Source organism: Amycolatopsis sp. WAC 04182 (assembly GCF_003947465.1).
GTDB lineage: Bacteria > Actinomycetota > Actinomycetes > Mycobacteriales > Pseudonocardiaceae > Amycolatopsis.
Map to the genome: position 1 here is coordinate 467396 of NZ_QHJJ01000007.1, position 24425 is coordinate 491820.

At 69.6% G+C, this 24425-nt stretch carries 20 protein-coding genes; 10 read left to right on the top strand and 10 right to left on the bottom strand.

All coding sequences use genetic code 11. From position 1 onward, the window contains the following. Positions 1 to 5: 5 nt before the first annotated feature. Positions 6 to 1160, bottom strand: coding sequence for a branched-chain amino acid ABC transporter substrate-binding protein (locus DMH01_RS34370; protein WP_125682232.1), 1155 nt, complete (start codon positions 1158 to 1160; stop codon positions 6 to 8). Between the two features lie 437 nt (positions 1161 to 1597). Here DMH01_RS34370 and DMH01_RS34375 point away from each other — a divergent pair, with 437 nt between their 5' ends. Next, positions 1598 to 2410: a S9 family peptidase gene (locus DMH01_RS34375; protein ID WP_125682233.1), complete on the top strand. Its 813-nt coding sequence runs from the start codon at positions 1598 to 1600 to the stop codon at positions 2408 to 2410. Here DMH01_RS34375 and DMH01_RS34380 read toward each other — a convergent pair. Next, positions 2376 to 3344 (bottom strand): LysR family transcriptional regulator, encoded by a 969-nt coding sequence (locus tag DMH01_RS34380; RefSeq protein WP_125682235.1) that lies wholly within the window; start codon positions 3342 to 3344, stop codon positions 2376 to 2378. The genes DMH01_RS34375 and DMH01_RS34380 overlap by 35 nt on opposite strands. Before the next feature lie 65 nt (positions 3345 to 3409). After that, complete coding sequence (locus DMH01_RS34385; protein ID WP_125682237.1) at positions 3410 to 3838, bottom strand: PaaI family thioesterase; 429 nt, start codon at positions 3836 to 3838, stop codon at positions 3410 to 3412. A 222-nt stretch (positions 3839 to 4060) separates the two neighbouring features. Between DMH01_RS34385 and polA the strand changes: the two genes are divergently transcribed. The 7 genes from polA to DMH01_RS34420 all read left to right on the top strand — a co-directional run bounded on the left by polA (position 4061) and on the right by DMH01_RS34420 (position 14838). Next, the gene (gene polA / locus DMH01_RS34390) at positions 4061 to 6802 is read left to right on the top strand and encodes a DNA polymerase I (protein ID WP_125682239.1); all 2742 of its coding nucleotides are present in this window, start codon (positions 4061 to 4063) and stop codon (positions 6800 to 6802) included. 64 nt (positions 6803 to 6866) lie between these two features. Beyond that, positions 6867 to 8471, top strand: coding sequence for a serine protease (locus DMH01_RS34395; protein WP_233621770.1), 1605 nt, complete (start codon positions 6867 to 6869; stop codon positions 8469 to 8471). Beyond that, a complete protein-coding gene (locus DMH01_RS34400) occupies positions 8468 to 10708 on the top strand; it encodes a serine/threonine-protein kinase (protein WP_125682242.1) in 2241 nt (746 codons plus the stop codon). The genes DMH01_RS34395 and DMH01_RS34400 overlap by 4 nt, the downstream gene beginning before the upstream one ends. Before the next feature lie 10 nt (positions 10709 to 10718). Further along, a complete protein-coding gene (locus DMH01_RS34405) occupies positions 10719 to 12134 on the top strand; it encodes a VWA domain-containing protein (protein ID WP_125682244.1) in 1416 nt (471 codons plus the stop codon). Continuing rightward, the gene (locus DMH01_RS34410; RefSeq protein ID WP_125682246.1) at positions 12131 to 13219 is read left to right on the top strand and encodes a hypothetical protein; all 1089 of its coding nucleotides are present in this window, start codon (positions 12131 to 12133) and stop codon (positions 13217 to 13219) included. Before DMH01_RS34405 ends, DMH01_RS34410 begins: the two co-directional genes overlap by 4 nt. Next, a complete protein-coding gene (locus DMH01_RS34415; RefSeq protein ID WP_125682248.1) occupies positions 13216 to 14505 on the top strand; it encodes an ABC transporter substrate-binding protein in 1290 nt (429 codons plus the stop codon). The genes DMH01_RS34410 and DMH01_RS34415 overlap by 4 nt, the downstream gene beginning before the upstream one ends. 9 nt (positions 14506 to 14514) lie before the next feature. Beyond that, positions 14515 to 14838, top strand: coding sequence for a CU044_2847 family protein (locus DMH01_RS34420; protein ID WP_125682250.1), 324 nt, complete (start codon positions 14515 to 14517; stop codon positions 14836 to 14838). On the opposite strand, the gene DMH01_RS34425 is transcribed toward DMH01_RS34420, so the two are convergent. The 6 genes from DMH01_RS34425 to DMH01_RS34450 form a co-directional block, all read right to left on the bottom strand. After that, complete coding sequence (locus tag DMH01_RS34425; protein WP_034315955.1) at positions 14835 to 15413, bottom strand: TetR/AcrR family transcriptional regulator; 579 nt, start codon at positions 15411 to 15413, stop codon at positions 14835 to 14837. The two genes, DMH01_RS34420 and DMH01_RS34425, sit on opposite strands and share 4 nt — an antisense overlap. Next, on the bottom strand, positions 15410 to 17305 hold the full coding sequence (locus DMH01_RS34430) for a YhgE/Pip domain-containing protein (RefSeq protein ID WP_125682252.1): 1896 nt from the start codon (positions 17303 to 17305) through the stop codon (positions 15410 to 15412). Before DMH01_RS34430 ends, DMH01_RS34425 begins: the two co-directional genes overlap by 4 nt. Next, positions 17302 to 17991: an ABC transporter ATP-binding protein gene (locus tag DMH01_RS34435; RefSeq protein ID WP_125682253.1), complete on the bottom strand. Its 690-nt coding sequence runs from the start codon at positions 17989 to 17991 to the stop codon at positions 17302 to 17304. The genes DMH01_RS34430 and DMH01_RS34435 overlap by 4 nt, the downstream gene beginning before the upstream one ends. Before the next feature lie 137 nt (positions 17992 to 18128). Continuing rightward, positions 18129 to 19058 carry a GNAT family N-acetyltransferase gene (locus DMH01_RS34440; RefSeq protein WP_125682255.1) on the bottom strand — a complete coding sequence of 310 codons (930 nt, stop codon included), beginning with the start codon at positions 19056 to 19058 and terminating at the stop codon, positions 18129 to 18131. Positions 19059 to 19078: 20 nt separating this feature from the next. Next, a complete protein-coding gene (locus DMH01_RS34445; protein WP_125682257.1) occupies positions 19079 to 19981 on the bottom strand; it encodes a GNAT family N-acetyltransferase in 903 nt (300 codons plus the stop codon). Beyond that, the gene (locus tag DMH01_RS34450) at positions 19978 to 20829 is read right to left on the bottom strand and encodes a class I SAM-dependent methyltransferase (protein ID WP_125682259.1); all 852 of its coding nucleotides are present in this window, start codon (positions 20827 to 20829) and stop codon (positions 19978 to 19980) included. The genes DMH01_RS34445 and DMH01_RS34450 overlap by 4 nt, the downstream gene beginning before the upstream one ends. 304 nt (positions 20830 to 21133) lie before the next feature. Between DMH01_RS34450 and rpsA the strand changes: the two genes are divergently transcribed. Further along, complete coding sequence (gene rpsA / locus DMH01_RS34455; RefSeq protein ID WP_125682262.1) at positions 21134 to 22636, top strand: 30S ribosomal protein S1; 1503 nt, start codon at positions 21134 to 21136, stop codon at positions 22634 to 22636. Between the two features lie 168 nt (positions 22637 to 22804). Here the strand turns inward: rpsA and DMH01_RS34460 are convergent, their stop codons facing one another. After that, positions 22805 to 23038, bottom strand: coding sequence for a hypothetical protein (locus tag DMH01_RS34460; RefSeq protein ID WP_125682264.1), 234 nt, complete (start codon positions 23036 to 23038; stop codon positions 22805 to 22807). Between the two features lie 197 nt (positions 23039 to 23235). Between DMH01_RS34460 and coaE the strand changes: the two genes are divergently transcribed. Next, a complete protein-coding gene (gene coaE / locus DMH01_RS34465; RefSeq protein ID WP_125682266.1) occupies positions 23236 to 24420 on the top strand; it encodes a dephospho-CoA kinase in 1185 nt (394 codons plus the stop codon). Positions 24421 to 24425: the final 5 nt, after the last annotated feature.

A 24425-nucleotide genomic window follows, 5' to 3' on the forward strand; every position in this document is an offset into this window, starting at 1 on the left:
CTCCGTCAGCCGTTGAGCTTGGCTTCGGTCGAGACGCCGAGGTTCTTGAGGACGCCACCGGTGACCTGGTAGATGTTGATCGCGTCCGTCGACGGTTCGCCGTTCTCCTTGAACTTGATCTGCTTCGAGGCACCCTTGAAGTCGATCGTCTTGAGGGCCTCGTTGATCTTCTCCGAGGTGTTGGCGCCGGACTTGACCGCGTTGATGATGGCGGTCGCGGCGTCGTAACCCTCGCTCGAGTAGATCGCCGGGTCCACGTTGAACGCGGCCTTGTACTTGGTGCTGAACTCGTCGGTGGAGCCGGCGTCCGGGATGTTGCACGGGCAGCCGACGACGGCCTTCTCGGCGGCCGCGGCACCCGCACCGCTGACCAGCTGGGCGTCGAGCGAACCGTCACCGGTGGCGAAGGTGGCGGTCACGCCGCCGTCACGCAGCTGCTTGAGCAGACGGCCACCCTGGGCGTAGTAACCACCGAAGAGGATGATGTCGGGGTTCGCGGCCTTGACCTTCTGCACGGTCGAGGAGTAGTCCGACGCGTCCTTGGCGAACTTGTCGCGCTCGGACGGGACGTTCTTCTCCTTCAAGGTCTTCTCGAAGTTGTCGGCCAGGCCGACACTGTATTCCTGGTCGTCCGAGATGATGTAGGCCTTCTTGGGCGACTTCGCCGTGATGAGGAAGTTGGCGATGGCCGGCCCCTGGCTGGCGTCGCTCGCGACGACGCGGTGCCAGTACTTCCATCCGTTCGAGGACAGACCCGCGTTGGTGGCCGACGGCGAGACGCTCGGGATCTTGTTCTGCTCCAGCTGACCGCCGATGGCCTTCGACTCACCGGAGAAGGCCGGGCCGATCAGCGCGGTGATCTTGTCCTGGCCGACGGCGGTCGCGATCAGCGACGTCGCCTGCTCGGGCTTGCCCTGGCTGTCGTACTCCTTGAGTTCCAGCTTCGTCGCCGGGTTCGTCTTGTTGTACTCGTCGATAGCGAGCTTGGCGCCGTTGCGGGGCGGGATCACGATCCCGGAGTTCTCACCGGTGAGGTCACCCATGAACCCGATCTTCAGCGTGCTGCTGTCACCGCTGCCGGACGAGCTGCTGCCGCCTGCACAGCCCGCCAGCGCCAGCGACGCAGCCGCCGCGACGGCGAAAACCCGTCCAAAACGCACTCCTGACACCGACTACCTCCCATGACCAACCAGCCGCCGGTAGGCGTTGCCCCCGACACAGGGGCTAGGTTAGGGCAGGAAGATATCCCCCTACGCCATGATCTGCCCAGACGCCCATCACTCTGTGTCCACATCGTGACGGTCGAAACCAGAACGAATTGCACGAAAAGGCGAATGTTGCCGGTTGGCGAGTCTTCGCTGGTCACGCTGGGGATTCACCGCTACCACGTCGATCATGCTCGTGGGTAAGGATCATGTTTCGGCCGCGTATCTTGCGCTTTTTCAGGTCCTTCGTGGGCGGCCGTTCGTCGTAGCAATGCTGCCCCAAAGGGCGTCAACCGTGCCCGCTCTTCTCTTGTGCCGTGACAACCGATGGTTGTCGTCGTGGTCCGGACGGCTGTTGGATCCCGCCCCTGACCTCGCGATTAGCTGTCTCCATGACGATGAGTACCGAAGTGATCGAAGGCGTTGCCGCGGGAGTTCCGTTCGTGGCGGTGCCGCCGTCGGACGCGAAACGTCCGGCGCCGCTCGTACTGACCTGGCATCTGCTGGGCGCGCCGTTCAGCGAGGCGGCCATGGCGGCGGCGCTGCCGATGCGGGATCTGCACGCCTGGCGGGTGCACCTCGGGTTGCCGCTGACCGGTAAACGGTTCCCCGAGGGTGGTTTCGAGGGCTTCTTCCGCCTCGCGAGCGAGGACAACGTGCTCAACGTCGTCGAACCGCTCACCAGGCAGGTCGAGGCGGAGTTCCCGGCCGCGGTGGCGGAACTGCGCTCCCGCCTGTCCATTGAGGACGGACCGGTCGGGCTGGTCGGCGGCTCGCAGGGCGGCGCGGTCGCGTTGCAGATGCTGACGCACCCGGAGATCCCGGTGGCGGCGGCCGCGCTGGTGAACCCGGTGACGCAGCTGGCGCCGGTGATCGCGGCGAACGAGCGGGTCTACGACGTCACCTATCACTGGTCGGACCGGTCCCGCGCGGTCGCGAACGAGTACGACTACGTGCGGCGGGCGGACGAACTGACCGCGCCGGTCCTGCTCGTCATCGGCGAGGAGGACGACGTTTCGATCACGGAACCGGCCGCGGCCCTGCACAAGGCGTTGGGGGAGCGGCGATCCGAGCTCGTCACCATCCCGGGGATGGCGCACGAATTCGCCGATGCGCCCGGCCTCGAACCTGCCCCGCAGACGGAACACGCGAAGCTGGTCGACACCGAGCTCACGCGCTGGTTCGCCCGGCACCTAGCTGTCTGAGGTCGTCGTCCGGCAGCCAGGACCGCGCGGGATCGTAGGTGCACCAACCTTCTTCGTGGCTGGTCCGGCCGGCGAGCGCCAGCAGGCGCCGCAGGGCCGGGCCTTCGCCGCGCCGCCACACCACCGACCACGGGAACAGCGGCGACGGCTCGAACGGCAGGACCCGCAGATTGAGATCGGAGGCGAGGTCCATGTCCGCGCCGGCGAGCGTGACCCGCTGCTTCCCGTAGCGAGTCTGTTCCAGTGTGTGTCTGAGGTCGTAACTGACACCGGAGTCGTCGATCGGGACGTCGAATTCTTTGCATAGGCGTTGCAAATAAGAAAGCCATTCGATCGGCCCGCCCAATTGCGGAATCCAGATGCCCTCACCGCGGAGATCGGACAGTTTCAGGACATCGTTGCTCGCGAGTGGGTGTTCCGGTGCGAGAAGAGCGACCAAGGGCTCCAGCCGGACAAGTCGGTGCTCGAGCTCCGCAGGCACTTCGCGGCCGAGATCCGCGACGCGGCCGAACGCGAGATCGATCTCGCCGCGGACCAGCGGATCGAGGGCGTTGGCCAGCCCGCGCCCGGCGACGCGCTCGACCGCCAGCGCCGGGTCCCGCTGGGCGATGCGGCGCAGCATGTACAGGGGGGACAGACGCGGATCGATGACGTCGAGGCGGGGCGGGCGGTCCTGCAGCCCCATCGCCGCGACGGCGGCGTCGGCCGCGCGGATCAGCTCGCGCGCGTGGGGGAGGAACCGGTCGCCGTCGGCGGTCAGCTCGACGGACCGGTTGGTGCGCCGGAAGAGCTGGACCGACAGAGCGTCCTCGAGCTTCCGGACGCGTTTCGACAGCGCCTGCTGGGTGAGGAACAGGGATTCCGCCGCGCGACCGAAATGGCCGTGGTCGGCGGTGGCGACGAACGCGCGCACCTGGGCCGTGTCGAGATCCACGTCCCTGAAGGTACGTGAAGGCCCCCTTCCTGTACCTAGGCGCAAGGAAGGGGGCCTTCATGTACTCACATGCCCGGCGGCCGCTCCCGCACCACGCACGTCAGCCGCGCCGTGCACGACCGGCGACCCTGGTCGTCGGTCAGCACGATCTCGGCGGTCACGGTGCCGCGCCCGACGTGCACCGGCGTCGCCACACCGGTCACCCGGCCGGACCGGACCGCCCGGTGGTGCGTGCACGAGAGTTCGAGCCCCATCGTCGCCTTGTCGGTGCCGGCGTTGAGCGCGCAGACCATCGAACCGAGCGCCTCGGCGACGACGGCGTTCGCGCCGCCGTGGAGGAGGCCGTAGGGCTGGAGGTTGCCCTCTACCGGGATGCTGCCCACGACGCGTTCGGGACCGAATTCGCTGATCTCGAGCCCGAGCTTGTCGTTGAGCTGCTGTCCGGCGAAGGCCGGGTCGATCCCGGCGAAGGATTCGAGGGCTTGTTCGGTCACGCAACGCTCCTTAACATTCGTGAACCCGCGACCACGATCGCGTCGCCAGGGCGCACGTTATCGAGTTTTTCTCACGTCCTGCCCAAGGGCGCCCTGCCGCCCCGATCGCGGGGCCTCCGGCCAGGCGGGTTCCTGCGCCAAGGGGGTCTGAGCAGCTCCGCCGACAGGCCGCAACAGACACGACAGGTAGGACTGTCAGACCCTCACCCTAGACTCGCTCCCGTGAGCCCGAGTGAGAACACGACCGTTGCCAACGCCACACCTGCCACCGCACAGGCCGAGCGGCCCAAACTGCTGCTGATCGACGGCCATTCGATGGCGTATCGCGCGTTCTTCGCGCTGCCCGCGGAGAACTTCAAGACGAAGACCGGGCAGACGACGAACGCGGTATTCGGGTTCACCTCGATGCTCATCAACCTGCTGCGCGACGAGGCGCCGACCCACCTCGCGGTGGCGTTCGACCTCTCCCGCAAGACGTTCCGGTCGGAGACCTTCGCGGAGTACAAGGCCAACCGCAGCACCACGCCGGACGAGTTCAAGGGCCAGGTCGGTCTGGTCGAGGACGTGCTGAAGGTCCTCGGCATCCCGGCGCTGACCAAGGAGAACTACGAAGCCGACGACATCATCGCCACGCTCACGACACAGGCGACCGCCGAAGGTTTCGACGTCCTCATCTGTACGGGCGACCGTGACGCGCTCCAGCTGGTGACCGACCAGGTCACCGTGCTGTACCCGAAGCGCGGCGTGTCGGAGATGACCCGGTTCACCCCGGAGGCGGTCGAGGAGAAGTACGGCCTCACCCCGGCGCAGTACCCGGACTTCGCCGCGCTGCGGGGCGACCCCTCGGACAACCTGCCCAGCATCCCGGGCGTCGGCGAGAAGACGGCCGCGAAGTGGATCAGGCAGTTCGGGTCCTTCAACGAGCTGATCGACCGGGTGGACGAGGTCAAGGGCAAGGTCGGCGACGCGCTGCGCGAGCACCTCGGCGCCGTCATGCTGAACCGCCAGCTCACCGAGCTGATCCGCGACGTCGAGCTGGAGCTCGGCCCGACCATGCTCGAGTTGCGCCCGTGGGACCGCGAGGCCGTCCACGCGCTGTTCGACGAGCTCGAGTTCCGCGTCCTGCGAGACCGGCTCTTCGCCACCCTGCAGAGTGCCGAGCCCGAGGCCGAGGAGGGTTTCGAGGTCAGCGGTTCGAAGCTCGCGCCGGGCGCGCTCACGGAATGGCTGTCCGCGCACACCGGCCAGGACCAGCCGGTCGGCCTGGCGTTCCGCACCACCGGGGCCTCGGTCCGCTCCGACCTGAAGGCCATCACGTTCGCCGCCGCGGACGGCGAAGGCGCGTACGTCGACGTCACCGCGATGGACGCCGAGGACGACAAGGCACTCACGGCCTGGCTCGCCGACGAGAAGATCCAGAAGATCGGCCACGAGCTGAAGGTCCCGCTGCACGCCGTCCGGGCGCGCGGCTGGACGTTCGCCGGGCTCGTCATGGACACCGCGCTCGCGGCGTACCTGGTCCGCCCGGGGCAGCGCACCTTCGAGCTCGACGACCTGGCCCTCCGGTACCTGCACCGTGAGCTGCGGTCCGAGGCCGACACCGGGGACGGGCAGCTTTCGCTGCTCGACGGTGGCGCCGAGGACATGGAGCAGAAGGAGATCCAGGCCGAGCTGGTCAAGGCCCGCGCCGTCGCCGAGCTCGCGGGAGCGCTGACCAAGGAGCTCGAAGAACTGGGCGGCGCGCAGCTGCTCGCCGAGCTCGAACTGCCGCTGCTGCAGGTGATCACCGGCCTCGAATCGGCGGGTATCGCGGTCGACATCGAGCACCTGACGAACCTGGAAGCGCACTACCTCGGCCGGGTGACACAGGCCGCGGAGGAGGCGTACGCGGTCATCGGCAAGCAGGTCAACCTCGGTTCGCCGAAGCAGTTGCAGGTCATCCTGTTCGACGAGCTCGGCATGCCGAAGACCAAACGCACGAAGACCGGCTACACCACCGACGCCGAGGCGCTGCAGAGCCTGTTCGAGAAGACCGAGCACCCGTTCCTGCAGCATCTGCTGGAGCACCGGGACGCGACCAGGCTGCGCACCACGGTCGAGGGGCTGATCAAGTCGGTCGCCGACGACGGTCGCGTCCACACCACGCTGCTGCAGACGATCGCCGCCACCGGACGGCTCTCTTCGGTAGACCCGAACCTGCAGAACATCCCGATCCGCACCGAGGAAGGCCGCCGCATCCGTGACGCGTTCGTCGTCGGCGACGGGTACGCCGAGCTGATGACGGCGGACTACAGCCAGATCGAAATGCGGATCATGGCGCACCTTTCGCAGGACGAAGGGCTGATCCAGGCCTTCAACAGCGGCGAGGACCTGCACACTTTCGTGGCGTCGCGCGCGTTCTCGTTGCCGCCGGAGGAGATCACGCCGGAACTGCGCTTCCGGGTGAAGGCGATGTCGTACGGCCTGGCGTACGGGCTTTCGGCGTACGGGCTTTCGCAGCAGCTGCGGATCTCGACCGAAGAGGCCAAGGAACAGATGGAGGCGTACTTCTCCCGTTTCGGCGGCGTGCGCGATTACCTCCATTCGGTCGTGGGCGACGCGGCGAAGGTCGGGTACACCGAGACGATCTTCGGCCGCCGCCGGTATCTGCCGGACCTCAACAGCGACAACCGGCAGCGCCGCGAAATGGCCGAGCGGATGGCGCTCAACGCCCCGATCCAGGGCAGCGCGGCCGACATCATCAAGGTCGCCATGCTCAACGTGCACAAGGCGCTGACCGAGGCGAAGCTGAAGAGTCGCGTGCTGCTGCAGGTCCACGACGAGCTCGTCCTCGAGGTCGCCGAAGGTGAACGCGAGCAACTGGAAACGTTGGTGCGCCAGGGAATGGGCTCCGCCTACGAACTGGCCGTCCCGCTGGAGGTCTCGGTCGGCTACGGCCGGTCCTGGAACGACGCCGCGCATTAGGCCTCGTGAGTGGTAATGACGGTTAGAGCCGTCATCACCACTCACGATCGGTAGGGTCTTTCGCGTGACTTCCGAGCGCAGACGCTGGCGGGTGCGGCTGCGCGATCACCGTGGGCGGATCCTGGGCGCCGGGACCATGCTCGACGGCGAACACCTCCTCACCTGCGCTCATGTGATCGAAGGCCACGACGACGTCGCCGTGGATTTCGTGGCGCTTCCGGGTGTGGAGCCGGGAATCGCCACGATCCTCGCGCAGGCGGCGCCCATCGGCGACGACGGCGGGGACATCGCGTTGCTCCGGTTGCGTGACCCCGAGGAACAGATCTCCGGCGCCCCGCTCCACCGGACGGCTCTCGAAGACGGCCAGCGAGTCCGCGCGTACGGCTTCCCGGCCGGTTCGGACGGTATGTGGTCGCTGGCGACCGTCGTCGGCGACGGCGGGCACGGGCTCGAACGCGTCCAGCTGCACCGGACCCCGGACGCCGAGCCGATCACCCACGGCTTCAGCGGTTCCGCGGTGATCGCCGAGAAGACCGGGCACGTCGTCGGCATGGTCGCGACCCGGTACGCGACCGAGGCCGCCCGCGTCTCGTGGATGATCCCGGTCGAGACCATGCTCGGGTACCTGCCCGCCCTGCGCCGCTGGGCCGAGGGCAGTCCCGCGATCGATCCCGGCTTCGTGCGGTACCCGGAACCGCCCGCCATCGATCCGCTGTTCGCCCGCGAGTTCGCCGGCTGGCTGGGCGGGCACGGCCAGACGGACGTCCGGGTGATCATCATGGGTGAGGACGATTCCGCCGTCGCCGCCTCGCTGCGGCGCGCCGTCGTGCTCGCCGACCGCGAACGCGGCGCCGGCCGGAGCGTGACCGGGCCGACGGTGCCGCCGCTGGGCAGTGTGGTGCTCGCCGTCGACGCGGTCGGCAAGACCGCCGACGAGGTCCGCCGCCGGATCTCCGACCGGCTCGACGTCGCCGCGGATTCACCCGCCGGCCGTCACGGGTCCGCCCGCACCGTCGTCGTCTCCGGGATCGACGAAGCGGCCGAGCCCGACGCGCTCGTCGGTGAGGTGCTCGTGCCGCTGGCCCAGCGCGCGCACGAACTCGGGCTGCGGCTCGCGCTGGCGTTCCGCGAGGAGACCTCGCCGGGGGTGGGCGTGGTCCGGTCGAGCACGGACGTCCTGCCCGCCGAGGAGGACGACACCGAAGGCCGTCTCGCCCTCCTGGAAACACGGTTGGGTGAACTCGACAGTCTGGAGAAGGAGAATCTGGCCGACGCGCCCCGTTTCTCCGACGCCCCGCACATCCATCCCAAGACCCGACGGCTGAGGGGCGCGTTGACGCAACTGCGTTCGGCGGAGAAGGACGGCGAAACCGAGTGGGTGCAACGGCAGCTTCCGGTCTGTGAGCGAGCCGTGGCCAAGACCGTCGAGCGCGCCCGCGCCCTTCGTCGTCTTCTCGACGAGAACCTCGCGCGGCGCGCGGAACTGCGCGCCCGGCTCGACGCGTACGGGGAGATGGCGCGTAACAGCGGCCTCGTCGAAGACGTCGAACTGGATGCCGCCTACGCACCCGCCTGGCGGATGCTCTTCGAAGGACCGTGCGACCTCGCGGTCGCGGCGGCGGCCGTCGAGCGGTACGCGGACACCGTACGGAAACGGATCGACGGATGACGGCCTGCGGACACGACGGCTGCCCGGGTGTGCTCGGCAGGACCGGGTTCTGCAAGATCTGCGGATTGCCGCCCGGGAAACCGGAAGAGCCCGCGCCGCGGGAGAAACCGACCCTGGTGATCCCCGGCCCCGCCGAGGCGCCGACCAGGATCACCAGCACGGTGGTCACCCGTTCCCAGCAGATCGCGGGCCACGCGAGCGCGGACGACCGGGTGCCGCTGCCGGTCGTCGAACTCCCTGCCGTCGCGGGCCGCCTGCTCACCGAGCCGCATGTCCCGGAGGAGGAACGGTTCTGCGGAAAGCACGGGTGCGCCACCCCGGTCGGCCGTTCGATCGGCGGCGGGCCCGCGCCCACCGAGGGGTTCTGCCCGGTCTGCCGGACGCCGTTCTCCTTCTCGCCCAAGCTCGCGGCGGGTGACGTGGTCGACGGCCGGTACCACGTGCTCGGCTGTGTCGCGCGCGGCGGGCTCGGGTTCGTCTACCTGGCGACGGATTCCGGGCTCGGCGACCGGTACGTCGCGCTCAAGGGCCTGATCAACACGAACAACACCGCCGCCGTCCGGATCGCGGAGACCGAAAGCCAGGTGCTCACCGCGCTGGACCATCCGAACGTCGTCCGGATCCTCGACGTGGTCGAACACGAGGACCTCCGCTACATCGTCATGGAGTTCGTCGACGGCCTTTCCCTGCGGGAGGTCAAGAACCGCGGCCGGGCCGCGCTGGACTCCAGCGAAGGACGGCTGCTCGTCGAGCACGTCGTGGCGTACGGGCGCGAGATCCTGACCGCGCTCGACTATCTGCACGGTGAAGGCCTGCTGTACTGCGACATGAAGCCGGACAACGTGATCCACGGCGAGAAGCGGATCAAGCTCATCGATTTCGGCGCCATCCGCAAGATCACCGACGACGAAAGCCCGATCGTCGGCACCGAGCACTATCAGGTGTCCCCGCGGGAACGGGCGAAACACGGGCTCACCGTCCGATCCGACATCCACACCGTCGGCGTGACGCTGCGGGAGCTCTTCCAGGCCAGCGACGGCTGGTCGGTCACCACCGACGCGCGCGGCGTCCGGTTCGGCATCGAATCGTTCCTCCGTGTCCTCGACCGGGCGACCGCCCCGTTCGAGCAACGGTTCGCGACCGCGCGCGAGATGCTGGTCCAGCTCGACGGTGTGCTCGGCGAGATCCTTTCCTTGCGGGACAAGCAATCCAGGCCCGCCGGCTCGACGTTGTTCGCCGAAGGGGCGGTCCTGCTGGACGCCGGGCTCGGCCAGGCGCCGCCGCTGGAGCACTGGACGCGGGGGACACCCGTCTCGCTCGGCGCGCGCCCGAGCGCCGCGGAGATCGCCGTCGGTCTCCCGGTGCCGCGCGAGGATCCGGACGACCCGCAGGCGAACTTCCTCCGCGCCGTCCGCGCGCCCGACGCCGCGCGGCTGCTGAAGAAACTCGACAAGGTGCCGGGTTCGGTCGAGGTCGAGTTCCGTCGATGCCGGGCGCGGCTGGAACTCGGGGCGACCGTCGACGGCGTACTGGCGGTGGCGGAGGCCGAACGGCTGCTCGGCGAACGCGCCGCCCATGACTGGCGAGTGGCGTGGCATCGGGGCCTGCTCGCGCTCGGCGCGGGCGATTTCGCCGCGGCCAAGGAGAAGTTCACCGCGGTGTACCGCGACATCCCCGGCGAGGAGCCGCCGAAACTCGCGCTGGGGCTCTGCGAGGAGCACCTCAACGGCGCGGCCGCCGCCGAGCGGTACTACGACGCGCTGTGGGTGCGGGACCGGTCGCAGGTCAGCGCGGCGTTCGGGCTCGCGCGGGTCCGGCTGCTGCGCGGCAACCGCGCCGCCGCCGTCGAAATCCTCGACCAGGTCCCGGAATTCTCGCGTTACGACGAGGCGGCGCGGATCGCCGGGGTGCGGGTCCTGTCCGCGTCGATGCCGGGGACGGGTGATCTCCCGGCGTCGGCCGAACTCGACGACGCCGTGGTCCGGCTGACCGCTTTGGACCTCGACGGCGATTCCCTCGACAGGCTGGTGACGGCCGTGCGCGAGACGGGACTGGCGGCCGTGCTCCTCGGGCAGGACGGGATCACCGACGGCGAGCTCCTGCGCTCCACCGAACCGGGCGCCCGCACCGTGCTGGACAAGGCGTACCGGCGGCTCGCCCACCACGCGCCGACGCCGGAAGCGCACGACGTGCTGATCGATCTCGCCAATTCCGTGAGACCGGTGACCATGGTGTGAAGGGGGAGCGATGAGCGGGGAGCCGAGTCTGGGCCTCGAAGTGCACCAGAACAAGTTCCTGGCCGAGGGGGACCGGGCGATGACCGCGATCGTCCGGGTCGTCTCCCGCGGCGGTGAGGCGGCCGTGGCCACGACGGCCGCCGAAGTCCTGATGATCGACTGTTCCAGTTCGATGCGTTTCCCCAGCACCAAGATCGGCGAGGCCCGGCGGGCGGCAGCGGCGGCCATCGACGTCCTGCCCGACGGCGTGCGGTTCGCCGTCATCCAGGGCACGGACCGCGCGAAGGTGATCTACCCGGCTGAGGACGGCCTGGTGACCGCTTCCGCGGCGACCCGGGCGGAGGCACGCGCCGCCGTCGAACACCTCGCGGCCGTCGGCGGCACCGCGATGGGCGCCTGGCTCGCCAAGGCACGCGACCTCTTCGACCTCGTGCCCGGCGCCGTCCGCCACGCGATCCTGCTCACCGACGGCCGCAACGATTCGCAGACCAGGGCCGACCTGATGAGCGTGCTGAACAGCTGCGAGGGGCGGTTCGTCTGCGACGCCAGGGGGATCGGCGACGGCTGGGAGCCCGCCGAACTCACCCAGATCGGCCGCGTGCTGCGCGGGAACGTCGACTCGGTCGTCGAGGACGACGAACTCGCCGAGGACTTCCGGCAACTGGTCGAGAGCGCGATGACGAAGGTGCTGCCCGAGGTCCGCCTGCGCGTCGGCACCATGCCGTTCAGCAGGCTGCGGTCGATCAAGCAGGTGTTCCCCGACGAGTACGACCTCACCGACCGGTGCCGGGAGGTCGCCGTTCGCGAGCAGGAGCTGTCGCTCGGTTCGTTCGCGAGCGACGAGACACGGGATTACCAGCTGATCCTGGATCTCGATCCGGACCTCGAACCCACCCATGGGCAGGATCGTCAGCTGGCGTGGACGGAACTCGTGCCCGTGCCGGGAGCCACGGTCGAGGAGGACGCGCTGGCCATCGCGGGGAGGTGGACCCGTGACCCGATCCCGCCGACGCTGATTCACCCGATGGTTTCGAAATACGCCGCCCAGGCCGATCTCGGCGAAGCGCTGACCGCCGGCGGCGATGCCTATGCGGCAGGAGACCGGGCCGGGGCCGAGCAAGCCTGGGGCCGGGCGGTCGCCTTGGCCACCGCCGCGGGCGACGAAGAGACGCTCAGCCGTCTCTCGGGGGTGGTGGAGATCGTCGACGCGGAGAAAGGTCTCGTACGCCTGCGGCCGGACGCGACGCGCAGTCACGTGTTGCACGTCGTCATCCCGTCGAGGGTTTCGGAAATCGCTCTTCCGCAGGAAGATCGGCGGATGCCCGAAGGAGCACCGCTCACCTGTGCCGCCTGCCCCGCGCTTTCGCCCGCCGGGGCGAACTTCTGCGTCGGCTGCGGAAGACCGTTCGGCGAGGCGGTTTCGTGACGGCCACCCGGGTGCGGCTGGTCCGGCTCCGCACCGGCCTGCTGGCGCTCACCCTCGCGGTGCTGGTGGTGTCGCTGTGGGCGTTCCAGAACGTCCAGAACACGGCGGAGACCGTCCGCGACCGCACCGCGCACGCGGTCCTCGAAGTGACCGCCGCCCGGGCCGCGCTGGTGGCCGCCGACGCCGCGGCGATCGCGAGTTTCGCCTCCGGTGAGGCGAAACTCGCGGGGCCGGGGCAGGAGTATTCGAACCAGCTGGCGCTGGCGAGCCAAAGTCTCGCGAGGGTCGCGGAGTTCAACCAGGCGGGTGAGGAAGGCGGTAACACGCTCCAGGTGATCGAAAGCCAGGTCGCGGCCTACTCCGGCTCCATCGGACAGGCCGACGTGCACTTCCGTCAGCCGGACGCCGCCGTACTGGGCGCGGTCGACCTCTGGCACGCCTCACGGTTGCTGCACGCCCCGGGCGGTGTCCTGGAGGAGCTGGAACTGTTGCAGGGCAGGCAACGCGAGGCGCTGGATCGCCAGCTGGCGTCCACCGGGATGAGCCTCGCGATGCTCCCGCTGTGGCTTCTGCCGGTGCTCGCGCTCCTGGTGCTGCTGGTCTTCACCCAGCTGTACCTGAGGAAGCGGTTCCGTCGCGTGGCGAACGTCCCGCTGCTCGCCGCGACCGTGCTGATCGCCGCCATCGGGGTCGCCCTGGTGTTCACCCTGATCAGCCGCGACCGGCTGGACTCGGTCGGGGAGCGGCTCGACGGCGTCGCCGCCGCGCGGGCCGCGCAGATCCAGGCGGCCGACGACGAAGGCCAGCGAAGGCTCGCCGATCTGCTGGCCGGGTACTGCGACGAGGAGCAGGGATGCGGGGTGACCGTCGACGGGTTCCGGGAACGGGCACGGCAGGCCGCCGCGCCGTCGACCGACAACACGCGGGTGGCCACGGCGGGCGCGAGGGCGGTGGCGGCCGACGCCTCCGCCGCGGCCGAATCCGGCGGGCGGGAGTTCCTGATCCCGGCGGGCACCCTGCTCGCGGGCGGGCTCGTCCTGCTCGGCCTGCACGCCAGGATCGACGAATACCGGTACCGCCCGTGAAAAGACTGCTGGCCGTGGTGATGGCGCTGTCGCTGGTCGCGGGCGGCTGTTCGGCGTCGGCGGCGGACGGGCCGGTGGTCGTCCTCGCGTCCTGGACGGGGGAGGAGGAGAGGGCGTTCCGCCAGGTGCTGGACGCTTTCAAGGCCGACACCGGGATCGACTACCTCTACGAGGGCACCCGGGCCGTCGACCAGGTGCTCGCTTCGGACGTCCAGCGCGGCACGCCGCCGGACGTGGCCGTCCTGCCCAACGCCGGAGTGCTGGCGAAGTACCAGAAGTCGGGCGACCTGCTGCCGCTCGACGAAGACCTCTCCGCCGCCGTGACCCGATCCTTCAGCCCGCAATGGGTCACGCTGCAGCAGATCGGCACCGAGAAGCTGTACGCGGTCGCCGTGAAGGCCGACCTCAAGAGCCTGATCTGGTACAACCCGGCGCGGATGACCGGGGTCCGTCCCACGACGTTCGCCGGGCTTCGCGAGTACTCCGCCGGGCTGACTGCCGCCGGGGGAACGCCCTGGTGCGTCGGGATGGGCGCCCCGCCTGCCTCGGGCTGGCCGGGAACCGACTGGATCGAGGACATCCTGCTGCACTCGGCGGGCCCCGACAAGTACCGGCAGTGGGCGTCCGGCGGCCTCGAATGGACGTCGCCGGAGGTCGAACAGGCCTGGCTGGACTGGGGTTCCGTGCTCGAGCCCGCCGCGATCCGCGGCGGCACCGCGGCCGGCCTGCTGACCGACTTCGGCGACGCGGGCAAGCCGATGTTCACCGATCCGCCCGGATGCGCGCTCGAACACCAGGCGTCGTTCATCATGAGCCGGTACCAGAACTTCAAGCGACCGGACGGGACGTTCCCCAAGCCCGGCACCGACTTCGACTTCCTGACCTTCCCCGGACGCGACGTCTCCGAGGTCGCCGCCGACCTCGCCGGGATGTTCCAGGACACGCCCGGTGCGCGGAAGCTGATCGAATACCTCGCTTCGGAGAAGGCGCAGCGGATCTGGCCGTCGATTCCCCGCGCGAACGCCTTCTCCGCCAACCGGAAGCTCGGCCTCGACGTCTATCCGGACCCGGTGAGCAGGAGGGTCGCGGACACGATCACCACGGCGTCCGCGCTGTGCTTCGACGCCTCGGACCTGATGCCCGCGACGATGACCGGCGCGTTCCACCGCGCGGTCCTGGAGTACCTGAGCAACCGGGACCGCCTGGAGATCCTGCTGAGACAGCTCGAAGACGTCCGGAAGAGCATCCAGCCCGGCGAATGGTTGAAAATCCACTGTGGACAGTGAGGAGCATCGGTGAACGACCTGGCGCGGTTCCCCCTCGAAGGCGGCGGTTCGGTGGTCGTCGAGATCGACCCGGTCCCCGGAACCGCCCGGGTCTCCCGGCGTGACGACCTGGTCGAGGACGCCAAGGGGTCCTTCGAAGCGGCGCTCGCGAACGTCAAGGACGCGGCCGTGGCGGCACTCGACACCTTCCGGTCGATGACCAGGGGACCGGACGAGGTCGAGCTCAAGTTCGGCGTCAAGCTGACCGCGCAGGCGGGCGCGGTCATCGCGAAAACGGGCCTGGAGGGCAACTTCGAGGTCAAGCTGAAGTGGGCCCGGGAGGCCGGAGCCTAGCGGCCGAGGCCCCGGATCAGCACCATCACCGATTCCCGCACGTCGGCCCGCGTCCGCTTCGGCTGGAACACCTGCCAGTCGAGGGCGACCACCAGCATCGTGCCGAACAACCCGGCCGCCGCCGTCGGGATCTGGACGCCGTCGGGCAGCCGCCCGGCGGCGTCCAGCCGGTGGAGCTGTTCGCGCACGATCGAGATGATCTCCTCGCGCAGCAACGTCAGCGTCTCGTGCCAGGTGCCGGGCGTACGCCACATCTCGCTCACCAGGATCTGCGAGAAACCGGGGTATTCGGCGATGAACTCCAGCGCACCGTCCACTTGCGACTCGATGACGTCCATCGGGTCGCCGTCGCCGGTGGCCGCGCGCAGCCGGTCCGCGAGAACTCCGACGCCGTAGCGCAGCAGCGCGTCGACAAGACCGTCCTTGCTGCCGAAGTTGTAGTAGACGGTGCCCTTCGCGACCTTCGCCTCGGCCGCGATGTCGTCCACCGTCAGCCCGACGAGGCCGCGGCTGGCGGACAGCCGCAGCGTCGCCTCGAACAGCTTCTGCTTCGTCGCCTCGCCCCGGGGACTCACAACGCCAGCTCGGGTTTCAGCGCCGAAACCGTCCAGGTGCGCCGTTTCCGCGCCGCCAGCGTCGAGACCAGGATCCCGCCGACGAGATACGCGACCAGGACGCCGATGTCACCGAGGATCTCCATCGAGGCGCCACTGTAGAGCAGGTGCCGGAACCCGTCGATCGCGTAACCCATCGGCAGCACGATGTGCAACGGGTACAACGCGTCCGGGATGGTCTGCCACGGGAACGTGCCGCCCGCGCTCACCAGCTGAAGCACCAGCAGCACCAGGCCGAGGAACTTCCCGACGGCGCCGAAGAACGCGTTGAGCGCGTGCACCACGGACGTGAAGGTCAGCGACACCAGCACGGCGAACCCGATCGCGCCGAGCGGATGCGCGACGTCGATGCCGACCAGCCAGGTCACCGCGCCGAACAGCACGATCACCTGCGCGATCCCGAGCAGCGCCGAGGACAGCCAGCCGCCGAGCGCGACCTTGAACGGCGACGCGCCGGCCGTCAGCGCGCGGGTCGAGAGCGGGCGCAGCAACAGGAACAGCACGAACGCGCCGATCCAGGTCGCGAGCGAGATGAAGAACGGAGCGAGACCGGCGCCATAGGTCCCGGCCGAGGCGACGCCCGAGGAGTTGACCGCCACCGGGTCGGCGATGGTGTTGGCGGTCGCCGCGCGGGTGGGGTCGTCCGGGTTCGGGATCTCCTTGAGCCCGGCGGCGAGCCCGTCGCGCAGTTGCACCGCGCCGTCGGAGAGCTGGTTCGTGCCGGTGACCGCGGACTTCTCGCCGTCGTTCAGCTTCGCGGCGCCGTCACGGATCTGGTTCGACGCGTCGGCGGCCTGCGCGATGCCGCTGGTGAGCTGCGGGGTGGCCGAGGCCAGCTGGTGCGCGCCGTCGGACACCTGCCGCGCGCCGGACGCGAGCTGGGCGAGCTGGCTGTTCGCGCCCTGGATCTTCGTGTTCGCCTGGTCGACCGGTGACCGGAGCGTGTCGAGGCGGCTCAGGATCTCCTGGACCTTCGTCTCGGGGAGGCCGGCGTCGCGCAGGTCCTGCGCGAGCTGGGTGCGGTATCCGTCGAGTTTGGCCTGGATGTCCCCGGAGGCCGTCGCCGCGAGCGAGGCGGCGTCGGCGACCTTCTGGTTCCCGTCGGCGACCTGACCGGCGCCGTCGGCGAGCTTCTGCGTCTGCGCGGGGAGCTGGGCGGTACTGGATTTCAGGGTGCCGAGCCCGGTCGCCAGCTGGGAGCTGCCGGAGGCGAGCTGGGAGGCGCCGTCCGCGAGTTGCTGCTGGCCAGACTTGAGCTTGCCGGCGCCGTCGGCGAGTTGCGAAGCGCCGGTCGAGGCTTCCTGGATCTTGCCGTAGATCGTGGAGAACCCGACCAGGAACTTGTCCGCGGCCTCGCTGCCGACCTTCTCCGCGATCGTCTTGCGGACCTGTTCGGCCACCTGTTTCGCGATGGTCCCGGACAGATAGTTGTTCGCGTCGTTGGTGGTCAGCGTGATCGTCGCCTGCTGGGGCTGGAAGTTGCCCGAGGACAGCAGCGCGGTGGAGAAGTCGCGCGGGATGCCGATCGCGAACGAGTACTTGTCGTCGCGGACGCCCTTCGCCGCCTCCTCAGGCGAGACCTCATGCCACTGGAAGGTGCCGGACTTGACCAGTTCGTCGGTGACCTCGCGGCCGACGTTGCGTTCCGCACCCGCCGAGTCCTTCGCGCCGGTGTCGGCGGTGAAGACGGCGGCGGGCAGCTTGTCCAGGCGCGAGTACGGGTCGTAGTTCGCGTAGAGGTAGAAGGACGCGTAGAGCAGCGGCACCAGGACGAGTGCGGCCATGGCGAGCTTCGGCAGGGTGCCGCTGCTCAGCCGGCGCAGCTCGTTGGCGGCGATCCGGACGGGGTTCATTCCTGGTCTCCTGAAGTCTTTTCGATCTCCGCGGTTTCGGCGGGCTCGGGCTCGACGGGCGCGCAGCGCACCGGGTCGGGCTGGTCGAGGGCGCCGCAGCGGGCGGGTTTCTCCGGCAGGGCCGAAATCGGGGTGGTGGCGGTCAGCACGATGACGGCGAGGCCGCGTTCGGCGTGCTCGCGGGCGAGCTTCGCCCAGCTGTCGACGTCGCTGGTGTGCCGGTCCGGGGTGTCGAGCACGAGGACGCCGACCCCCTTGCGGTCCGCGGCGAGCGCGGTGAGCAGCCGCGTGCGCGTCACCGGTTCGAGGTTCTCGAAGCGGGTGGTGGCGAAAGCGGCGGCGTCGTGCTCGGCCAGCCAGCTCGCGACGGCCGCCTTGTTCGCCGGGCGCTTCGCCAGTTCGAGTTCCTCCCCGACGACGACCTGCAACGACAACGCGCCGTCCGGCTCGCTCACGCCGGGGGCGTCGACGATCGCCACGACCTTCCGCGGGTCGCCGCCCTCGACGGTCACCGTCCCGGTGGCGGGCTTCAGCCTGCCCGCCAGCGCCAGCCCGAAGGCGGTGACGCCGACCCCTGGCTCGCCGTGCACGATCGCCAGCTCACCGCCCGAAACGGTGAGCGAAGTAGGCGACAGCAACGTGCCGTGGGGTCCGGTCACGGACACCCTGTCGGCTTGAACCCGCACGAAGAACTCCCAGGTCGGTGACACGGAACTTTAAACTGACTGGTCAGTTCAAAAGTTAGCCCTGACCTGGGAGGTGCACAACCGTGGGGGGCCCACGTCACACGCAAGAGTGACGAAACCCCCGCAAACCGGACGGGTTAACGCAGGGCCCAAGCCGGATGGACCTCCCAGGACGTCCACAGTGGACGATAACCCTGCCGGTGCCAGAACACCGAAGAAAGCGGGTTGGTCGGGTTGTAGTAGAGGTACGTGCCGTCCGCCCCGCCCGCGGCGAACTCCTCGTGCACCGCCGCCATCAGTGTGCGGCCGAGGCCGCTCCCGCGCAGGGCGGGAACGGTGACGACGTTGTTGACGTACCCCCAGCGGCCGTGGGGGAGCAGCTCGGCCTCGGCCGAACCCGGTGACGAGGTGATCCAGGCGCCGTGCGCGAACGCGGCGATCCGGGCGTCCCGTTCGGCCAGCCACAGCAGCGGGCGGTCCTTGTCGAGGGCGAGTTCCAGCGCCGGGGCGAGCAGTTCGGCGGCGTTCGGGCGGTACCGGGTGGCGACCTGGCCGATGTAGTCGTGCGTCGACACGGCCAGCCCGAGCAGGGTGTCGAAGTCCTCTTGCCGGGCCCGGCGGACGGTCACGCCGTCGGCGCCCGGATCGTCGCGATGGCGGCCGGTGCGCACGGCGAGCGCGGACATCGGCACCAGCCCGTGGTCGAGGAAGGCGCGGATCGCCTCGGCGTCCCGGCTCGGCCAGTTGATCACGCAGGACGAATCCTCGCCGGGGGTCTCGGCGTCCATCCGTGTCCGCCACGCGCGCAGCAGCACGTCCATGCCCTCGGTGCCGGTGGTGCCGACGAACGGGAACAGCTGCCGCGCGTCGGCGGCCGACCAGAGCAGGGTGACGTCGTCCGGACCGTGCAGCTGACGTTGCACCACCCCGGTGACCTGGACACCCGCCGCCGTGGCGGCGTCCACGCGCTCGCCGCCGACCGGGGGCGGCGCGGCTTCGGGCAGGAGCCGGTCGAGCGCGGCGAACCTGGCGCGGTGCGCGTCGAACAACGTCTTCTCGATTTCCATCCCGTCCCCCGGGTCGGCCGCTACCGCAGGGCCGCGGCGGGGCAGGCGGCCCACGTCGTCCACAGTGGACGATAACCCTGCCGGTGCCAGAACACCGGGGAGAGCGGATTGGCCGGATTGTACGAGACGAAGGTACCGCGCAGTGACGGCGAGAACAGCTCGTCGTGCGCGACGGCGGTCAGCGCGCGCCCGATCCCTCGCCCTCTCGCGGCCGCGGTCACCGCGAGCGTTCCGACGTAACCCCATTCGCCCGGCGGCAGCCGCCCGGCGAGCGCGTCGCCGGGGATGGGGGAGCGCTTCCCGCTGGTCACCATCCCCACCGTGACGCCTTCCTCTTCGGCGATCCAGACGCGGCCGCCGAACTGCAGGCCGCGCCGGACCTCCTCCGCGAGCAGGGCCTCGGCCCCCGGCCGGACGACACCGTGGCCGACCAGCGAGGTGTAGCGGAGTTCTTCGAAGCGCAGGCCGACGATCTCTTCCAGGTCGCCGCGGGTCGACGCGCGGACGGTCACGCCGGGCACGGAATACGCCTCGCCCGCCGCGGGCGACCGGACGGCCAGCGCGAGTTGTGGCGCGAGCCCGTGGTCGAGCAGGGCCCGTGACACCGCGACGTCACGGCTGGGCCAGGTGACCGTGCACGACGAATCGGGTTCGGCGTCGGCGAGCGCGATCCGCTCGCGCCACGCTGATAGCAGCGCGCTCATCCCCGCGCCGGCGTCGAGCGGGAGGATCGCGGAGAGGATCTGCAGATGGGCCGGGCTCCAGAGCCGTTGCCAGGAACCCGCCGCGAACCGCACGTGCGCGATCGTCCCGAAGGCACCGCCCGCCTCGACGGGTTCTCCGGCCGGGAGCGGGGGTGGCGGCGGGAGCAGCGGGTCGAGCGCGGCGAACCGCGCCCGCTGCCGCTCCGCCGCCGGGGTCATCCCCGCTGGGTGCAGAAGATCGCCGTGCCGGGGAAGAGCTTGCCGCGCAACGGGCTCCACTGCCCCCACGTGCGGGAGTGGCCCTCCGGCCAGGCGGGCTCGATGAGGTCGGTCAGCGCGAACCCGGAGTCGGCGAGCGCGCGGACGTAGTCGCCGAGGGTGCGGTGGTACTCGACGTAGGTCGCGACGCCCTCTTCGTCGACCTCGACGTAGGGCGTGCGGTCGAAATACGGCTGGGTGACGGTGAGGCCCAGCGGACCGGGGTCGTCGGGGAAGATCCAGCGCATCGGATGGGTCACCGAGAACACCCACCGGGCCCCCGGGCGGAGCACCCGGTGCACCTCGGCGAACACGACGTCCACCGAGGCCACGAACGGGACCGCGCCGAAGGCCGAGCAGGCCGCGTCGAAGCTCGCGTCGGCGAACGGGAGCGACTCCGCCGTCGCCTGCACGAGCGGGACGGGGGTGCCGGTGCGCTCGTTGCCCTCTTTCGCGTGCCGGAGCATGCCGCCCGACAGATCGGTCGCCACCGCGTCGGCGCCCTGCGCGGCGAGCCAGCGCGAGCACGCCGCCTGTCCGCAGCCGACCTCGAGGATCCGCTTGCCGCCGACTTCACCCAGAAGCGCGACGTCGGCCTCGCGGACGCCCTCGGGGCACCAGACGAAGTCCGCGTCGCCGAGGAAGCCGCCGTGGGTCGCCTGGTAGTCGTCGGCGTCGGCGTCCCACCACGCCAGGTTCGCGGCGGTGGCCTCCGGCGCCGAGACCGCCCGGTAGGCGACCCCCGCGGTGCCGAGCCGCTCCTCGGCCTCTGCGTGCCGTTCGGGCTCGGTGACGGACTGCTGGCTCAAACCGATATCCTTTCCCCAGGTCAGGGCTTCGCGGGACAGTTTATCCGCCCGCCGTGATCGTGGGGGCGACCCTGATTGTGCCGTGTACAGGGGGCCGCGTAGGATATCTGTTAGCGCAGTGGGTTCGCGCTACTCTTTCCCCCGGTTCGCTCAGCGTCCGGGTCAGGGGGTCGCGTACCGGATGCGGTGATGCTCGCGGTCGTTCCCTGTGGACGTTTGCTTATGTGGTCGCCTCATGTCGGAAGAGCCCATGGTGCCCTAACCGCAAACCCACTACTTCCCATCCACCGGAGCAACCCGCCTAATGACGACCGACACCGCCACCGCCCCGACCGCCCCCATTGGGGCCCCGCAGGTCGCTATCAACGACATCGGGTCGGAGGAAGATTTCCTCGCAGCGATCGACAAGACGATCAAGTACTTCAACGATGGCGACATCGTCGAAGGAACCATCGTCAAGGTCGACCGTGACGAGGTCCTGCTCGACATCGGCTACAAGACCGAGGGTGTCATCCCCTCGCGCGAGCTCTCCATCAAGCACGATGTCGACCCGGCTGAGGTTGTCACCGTCGGCGATGAGGTCGAAGCCCTGGTCCTCCAGAAGGAGGACAAGGAAGGCCGTCTGATCCTGTCCAAGAAGCGCGCGCAGTACGAGCGCGCCTGGGGCACGATCGAGGAGCTCAAGGAGAAGGACGAGCCCGTCAAGGGCACCGTCATCGAGGTCGTCAAGGGCGGCCTCATCCTGGACATCGGCCTGCGCGGCTTCCTGCCGGCGTCGCTGGTCGAGATGCGCCGCGTGCGCGACCTGCAGCCGTACGTCGGCCGCGAGCTCGAGGCGAAGATCATCGAGCTGGACAAGAACCGCAACAACGTGGTCCTGTCCCGCCGCGCCTACCTGGAGCAGACCCAGTCCGAGGTGCGCAGCGAGTTCCTCAACGCGCTCGCCAAGGGCCAGGTCCGCAAGGGCGTCGTGTCGTCCATCGTCAACTTCGGTGCCTTCGTGGACCTGGGTGGCGTCGACGGCCTGGTGCACGTCTCCGAGCTGTCCTGGAAGCACATCGACCACCCGTCCGAGGTCGTCGAGGTCGGCCAGGAGGTCACGGTCGAGGTTCTGGACGTCGACATGGACCGCGAGCGTGTCTCGCTGTCGCTGAAGGCGACCCAGGAAGACCCGTGGCGTCAGTTCGCCCGCACCCACGCGATCGGCCAGATCGTGCCGGGCAAGGTCACCAAGCTCGTCCCGTTCGGTGCGTTCGTGCGCGTCGAGGAGGGCATCGAGGGCCTGGTGCACATCTCCGAGCTGGCCGAGCGCCACGTGGAGATCCCGGAGCAGGTCGTCCAGGTCAACGGCGACGTGATGGTCAAGGTCATCGACATCGACCTCGAGCGTCGTCGCATCTCGCTGTCGCTGAAGCAGGCGAACGAGGGCGTCACGCCGGAGACCGAGTTCGACCCCACCCAGTACGGCATGGCCGCCGAGTACGACGCCGAGGGCAACTACATCTACCCCGAAGGCTTCGACCCGGACACCCAGGAGTGGCAGGAAGGCTTCGACAAGCAGCGTGAGGAGTGGGAGCGTCAGTACGCCGAGGCTCACACCCGCTACGAGGCTCACATGAAGCAGGTCCAGAAGGCAGCCGAGGCCGACGCCGAAGCCGCCGCGGACGCCGCGACCGGTGTCACCTCCAGCGACTCGGGCGAGCAGAGCTACACCTCCGCTCCGGCCGAGGCCAAGAGTGGTGGCACGCTCGCCAGCGACGAGCAGCTCGCGGCTCTCCGCGAGAAGCTGTCGGGCGGCGCTGCCTGATCCAGGCGCTCAGCCACTAGCTGACAGACAGCGGCCCCGGTCCATCACGGACCGGGGCCGCTTTCTTTGTCCGCGCTCAGCCTTGTCCGCGTTCAGTCCTCTGGACGCGTTCCTTGCACGCGCAACTACCGCATTTAGAGGACTAAATGCGGTAGGGGAGAGCGGGGGTCAGGAGGTGGCGGTCCGGACGGACGGGACCGACGGCACCCAGATGCGTTCGAGCGCCGCGGCGCGGGCCTTGCGGCGGAGTCCGGCGAAGCTGTGCTTGGCGGGAACGAGGAGCGCGCTCAGCCACGTGCGCCGGTATTCGGCGAGGGCGTCGGCCACGGGACGATGGAGGACACAGTGCACCAGGCCCGGCGTTCCGAGCCGGTGCCTTCCGACGTGCTTACCGTCTGCCATCGTTCCTCCGTGTGGGCTACCTTCGCCGCGCACGGTACGCAATCAAGCTCCCGAAGCGCGGTAACCGCACGGCGTGTCACCCATAAAGGTTGAGTCTCGCGTCACTATGAACTTGCCTTTTGTCTCCGTCTGTGCCGGATGTGCGCATCCTGTGACCCTGCGCGGTCGGCCCAGGTCGCGCCACTAGGCTGATCGACATGCTGCGTGTGGGCCTGACCGGCGGGATCGGCGCCGGAAAATCGACGGTGGCGAACCGGCTTTCCGAGCACGGCGCCGTCCTCATCGACTCCGACAAGATCGCCAGGGAGGTCGTCGAGCCGGGGACACCGGGGCTCGCCGAACTCGTCGAGGCGTTCGGGGAAGACATCCTCGCCGCCGACGGCGCGCTGGACCGGGCCGCGCTCGCCGCCAAGGCGTTCGCCGGCGAAGAGTCCCGCAAGCGGCTGAACTCGATCGTCCATCCGCGGGTCGGCGCCAGGACGGCCGAGCTGATGGCGGCCGCGGCGCCGGACGCGATCATCGTCCACGACATCCCGCTGCTGGTCGAAGGCGGACTCGCGCCGATGTACCACCTCGTCGTCATGGTCGACGCGCCGGAGGAGGTCCGGGTCCGCCGCCTGGTCGAGGCGCGGGGGATGGCCGAGAACGACGCGCGCGCCAGGATCAAGGCGCAGGCCACGACCGATCAGCGCCGGGCGGTGGCCGACGTCTGGTTCGACAACAGCGGTGCGCCCGACATCGTGCTCGCCGAGGTCGACGCGCTGTGGGCGGACAGGCTGACCCCGTTCGAGGCGAACGTCCGGCTCCGCAAGCCGCGTGCGCCGATGTCGCCGAAGATCGCGCCGTACGACGAAACCTGGCCCGTGCAGGCCGAGCGTGCGCTCGCGCGGATCCGCGTGGTGGTGGGTGACAACGCCGTGCGGGTCGATCACATCGGTTCGACGTCCGTGCCGGGCCTGCCCGCCAAGAACATCCTCGACCTCCAGCTGACGGTGTCCACTTTGGACAAGGCCGACGAACTGGCCGAGGCCCTCTCCGACGCGGGGTTCCCGCGGGCGGAAGGGGAGTGGTTCGACGACGCGCACGGTGAAGAGGGCACCTGGCCGAAGCGGTTCCACTTCGGTGGCGACCCCCGCCGCCCGGTCAACCTGCACGTCCGCTCCCAGGAGACGCCTGCCTGGCGGCTCGCGCTGCTGTTCCCGGAATGGCTGCGGCAGAACCCCGACGAGCGCGACGCCTACGCCGCGGTCAAGAACGCCATGGCCGCGAAGCACTCCGGCGACGGGACGGTCGAGCGGTACACCGACGAGAAACAGGGCTGGGTCGACGCGGCCTTCACCCGCGCCGACGCGTGGGCGGACTCGACCGGCTGGACCCCGTAGACCTG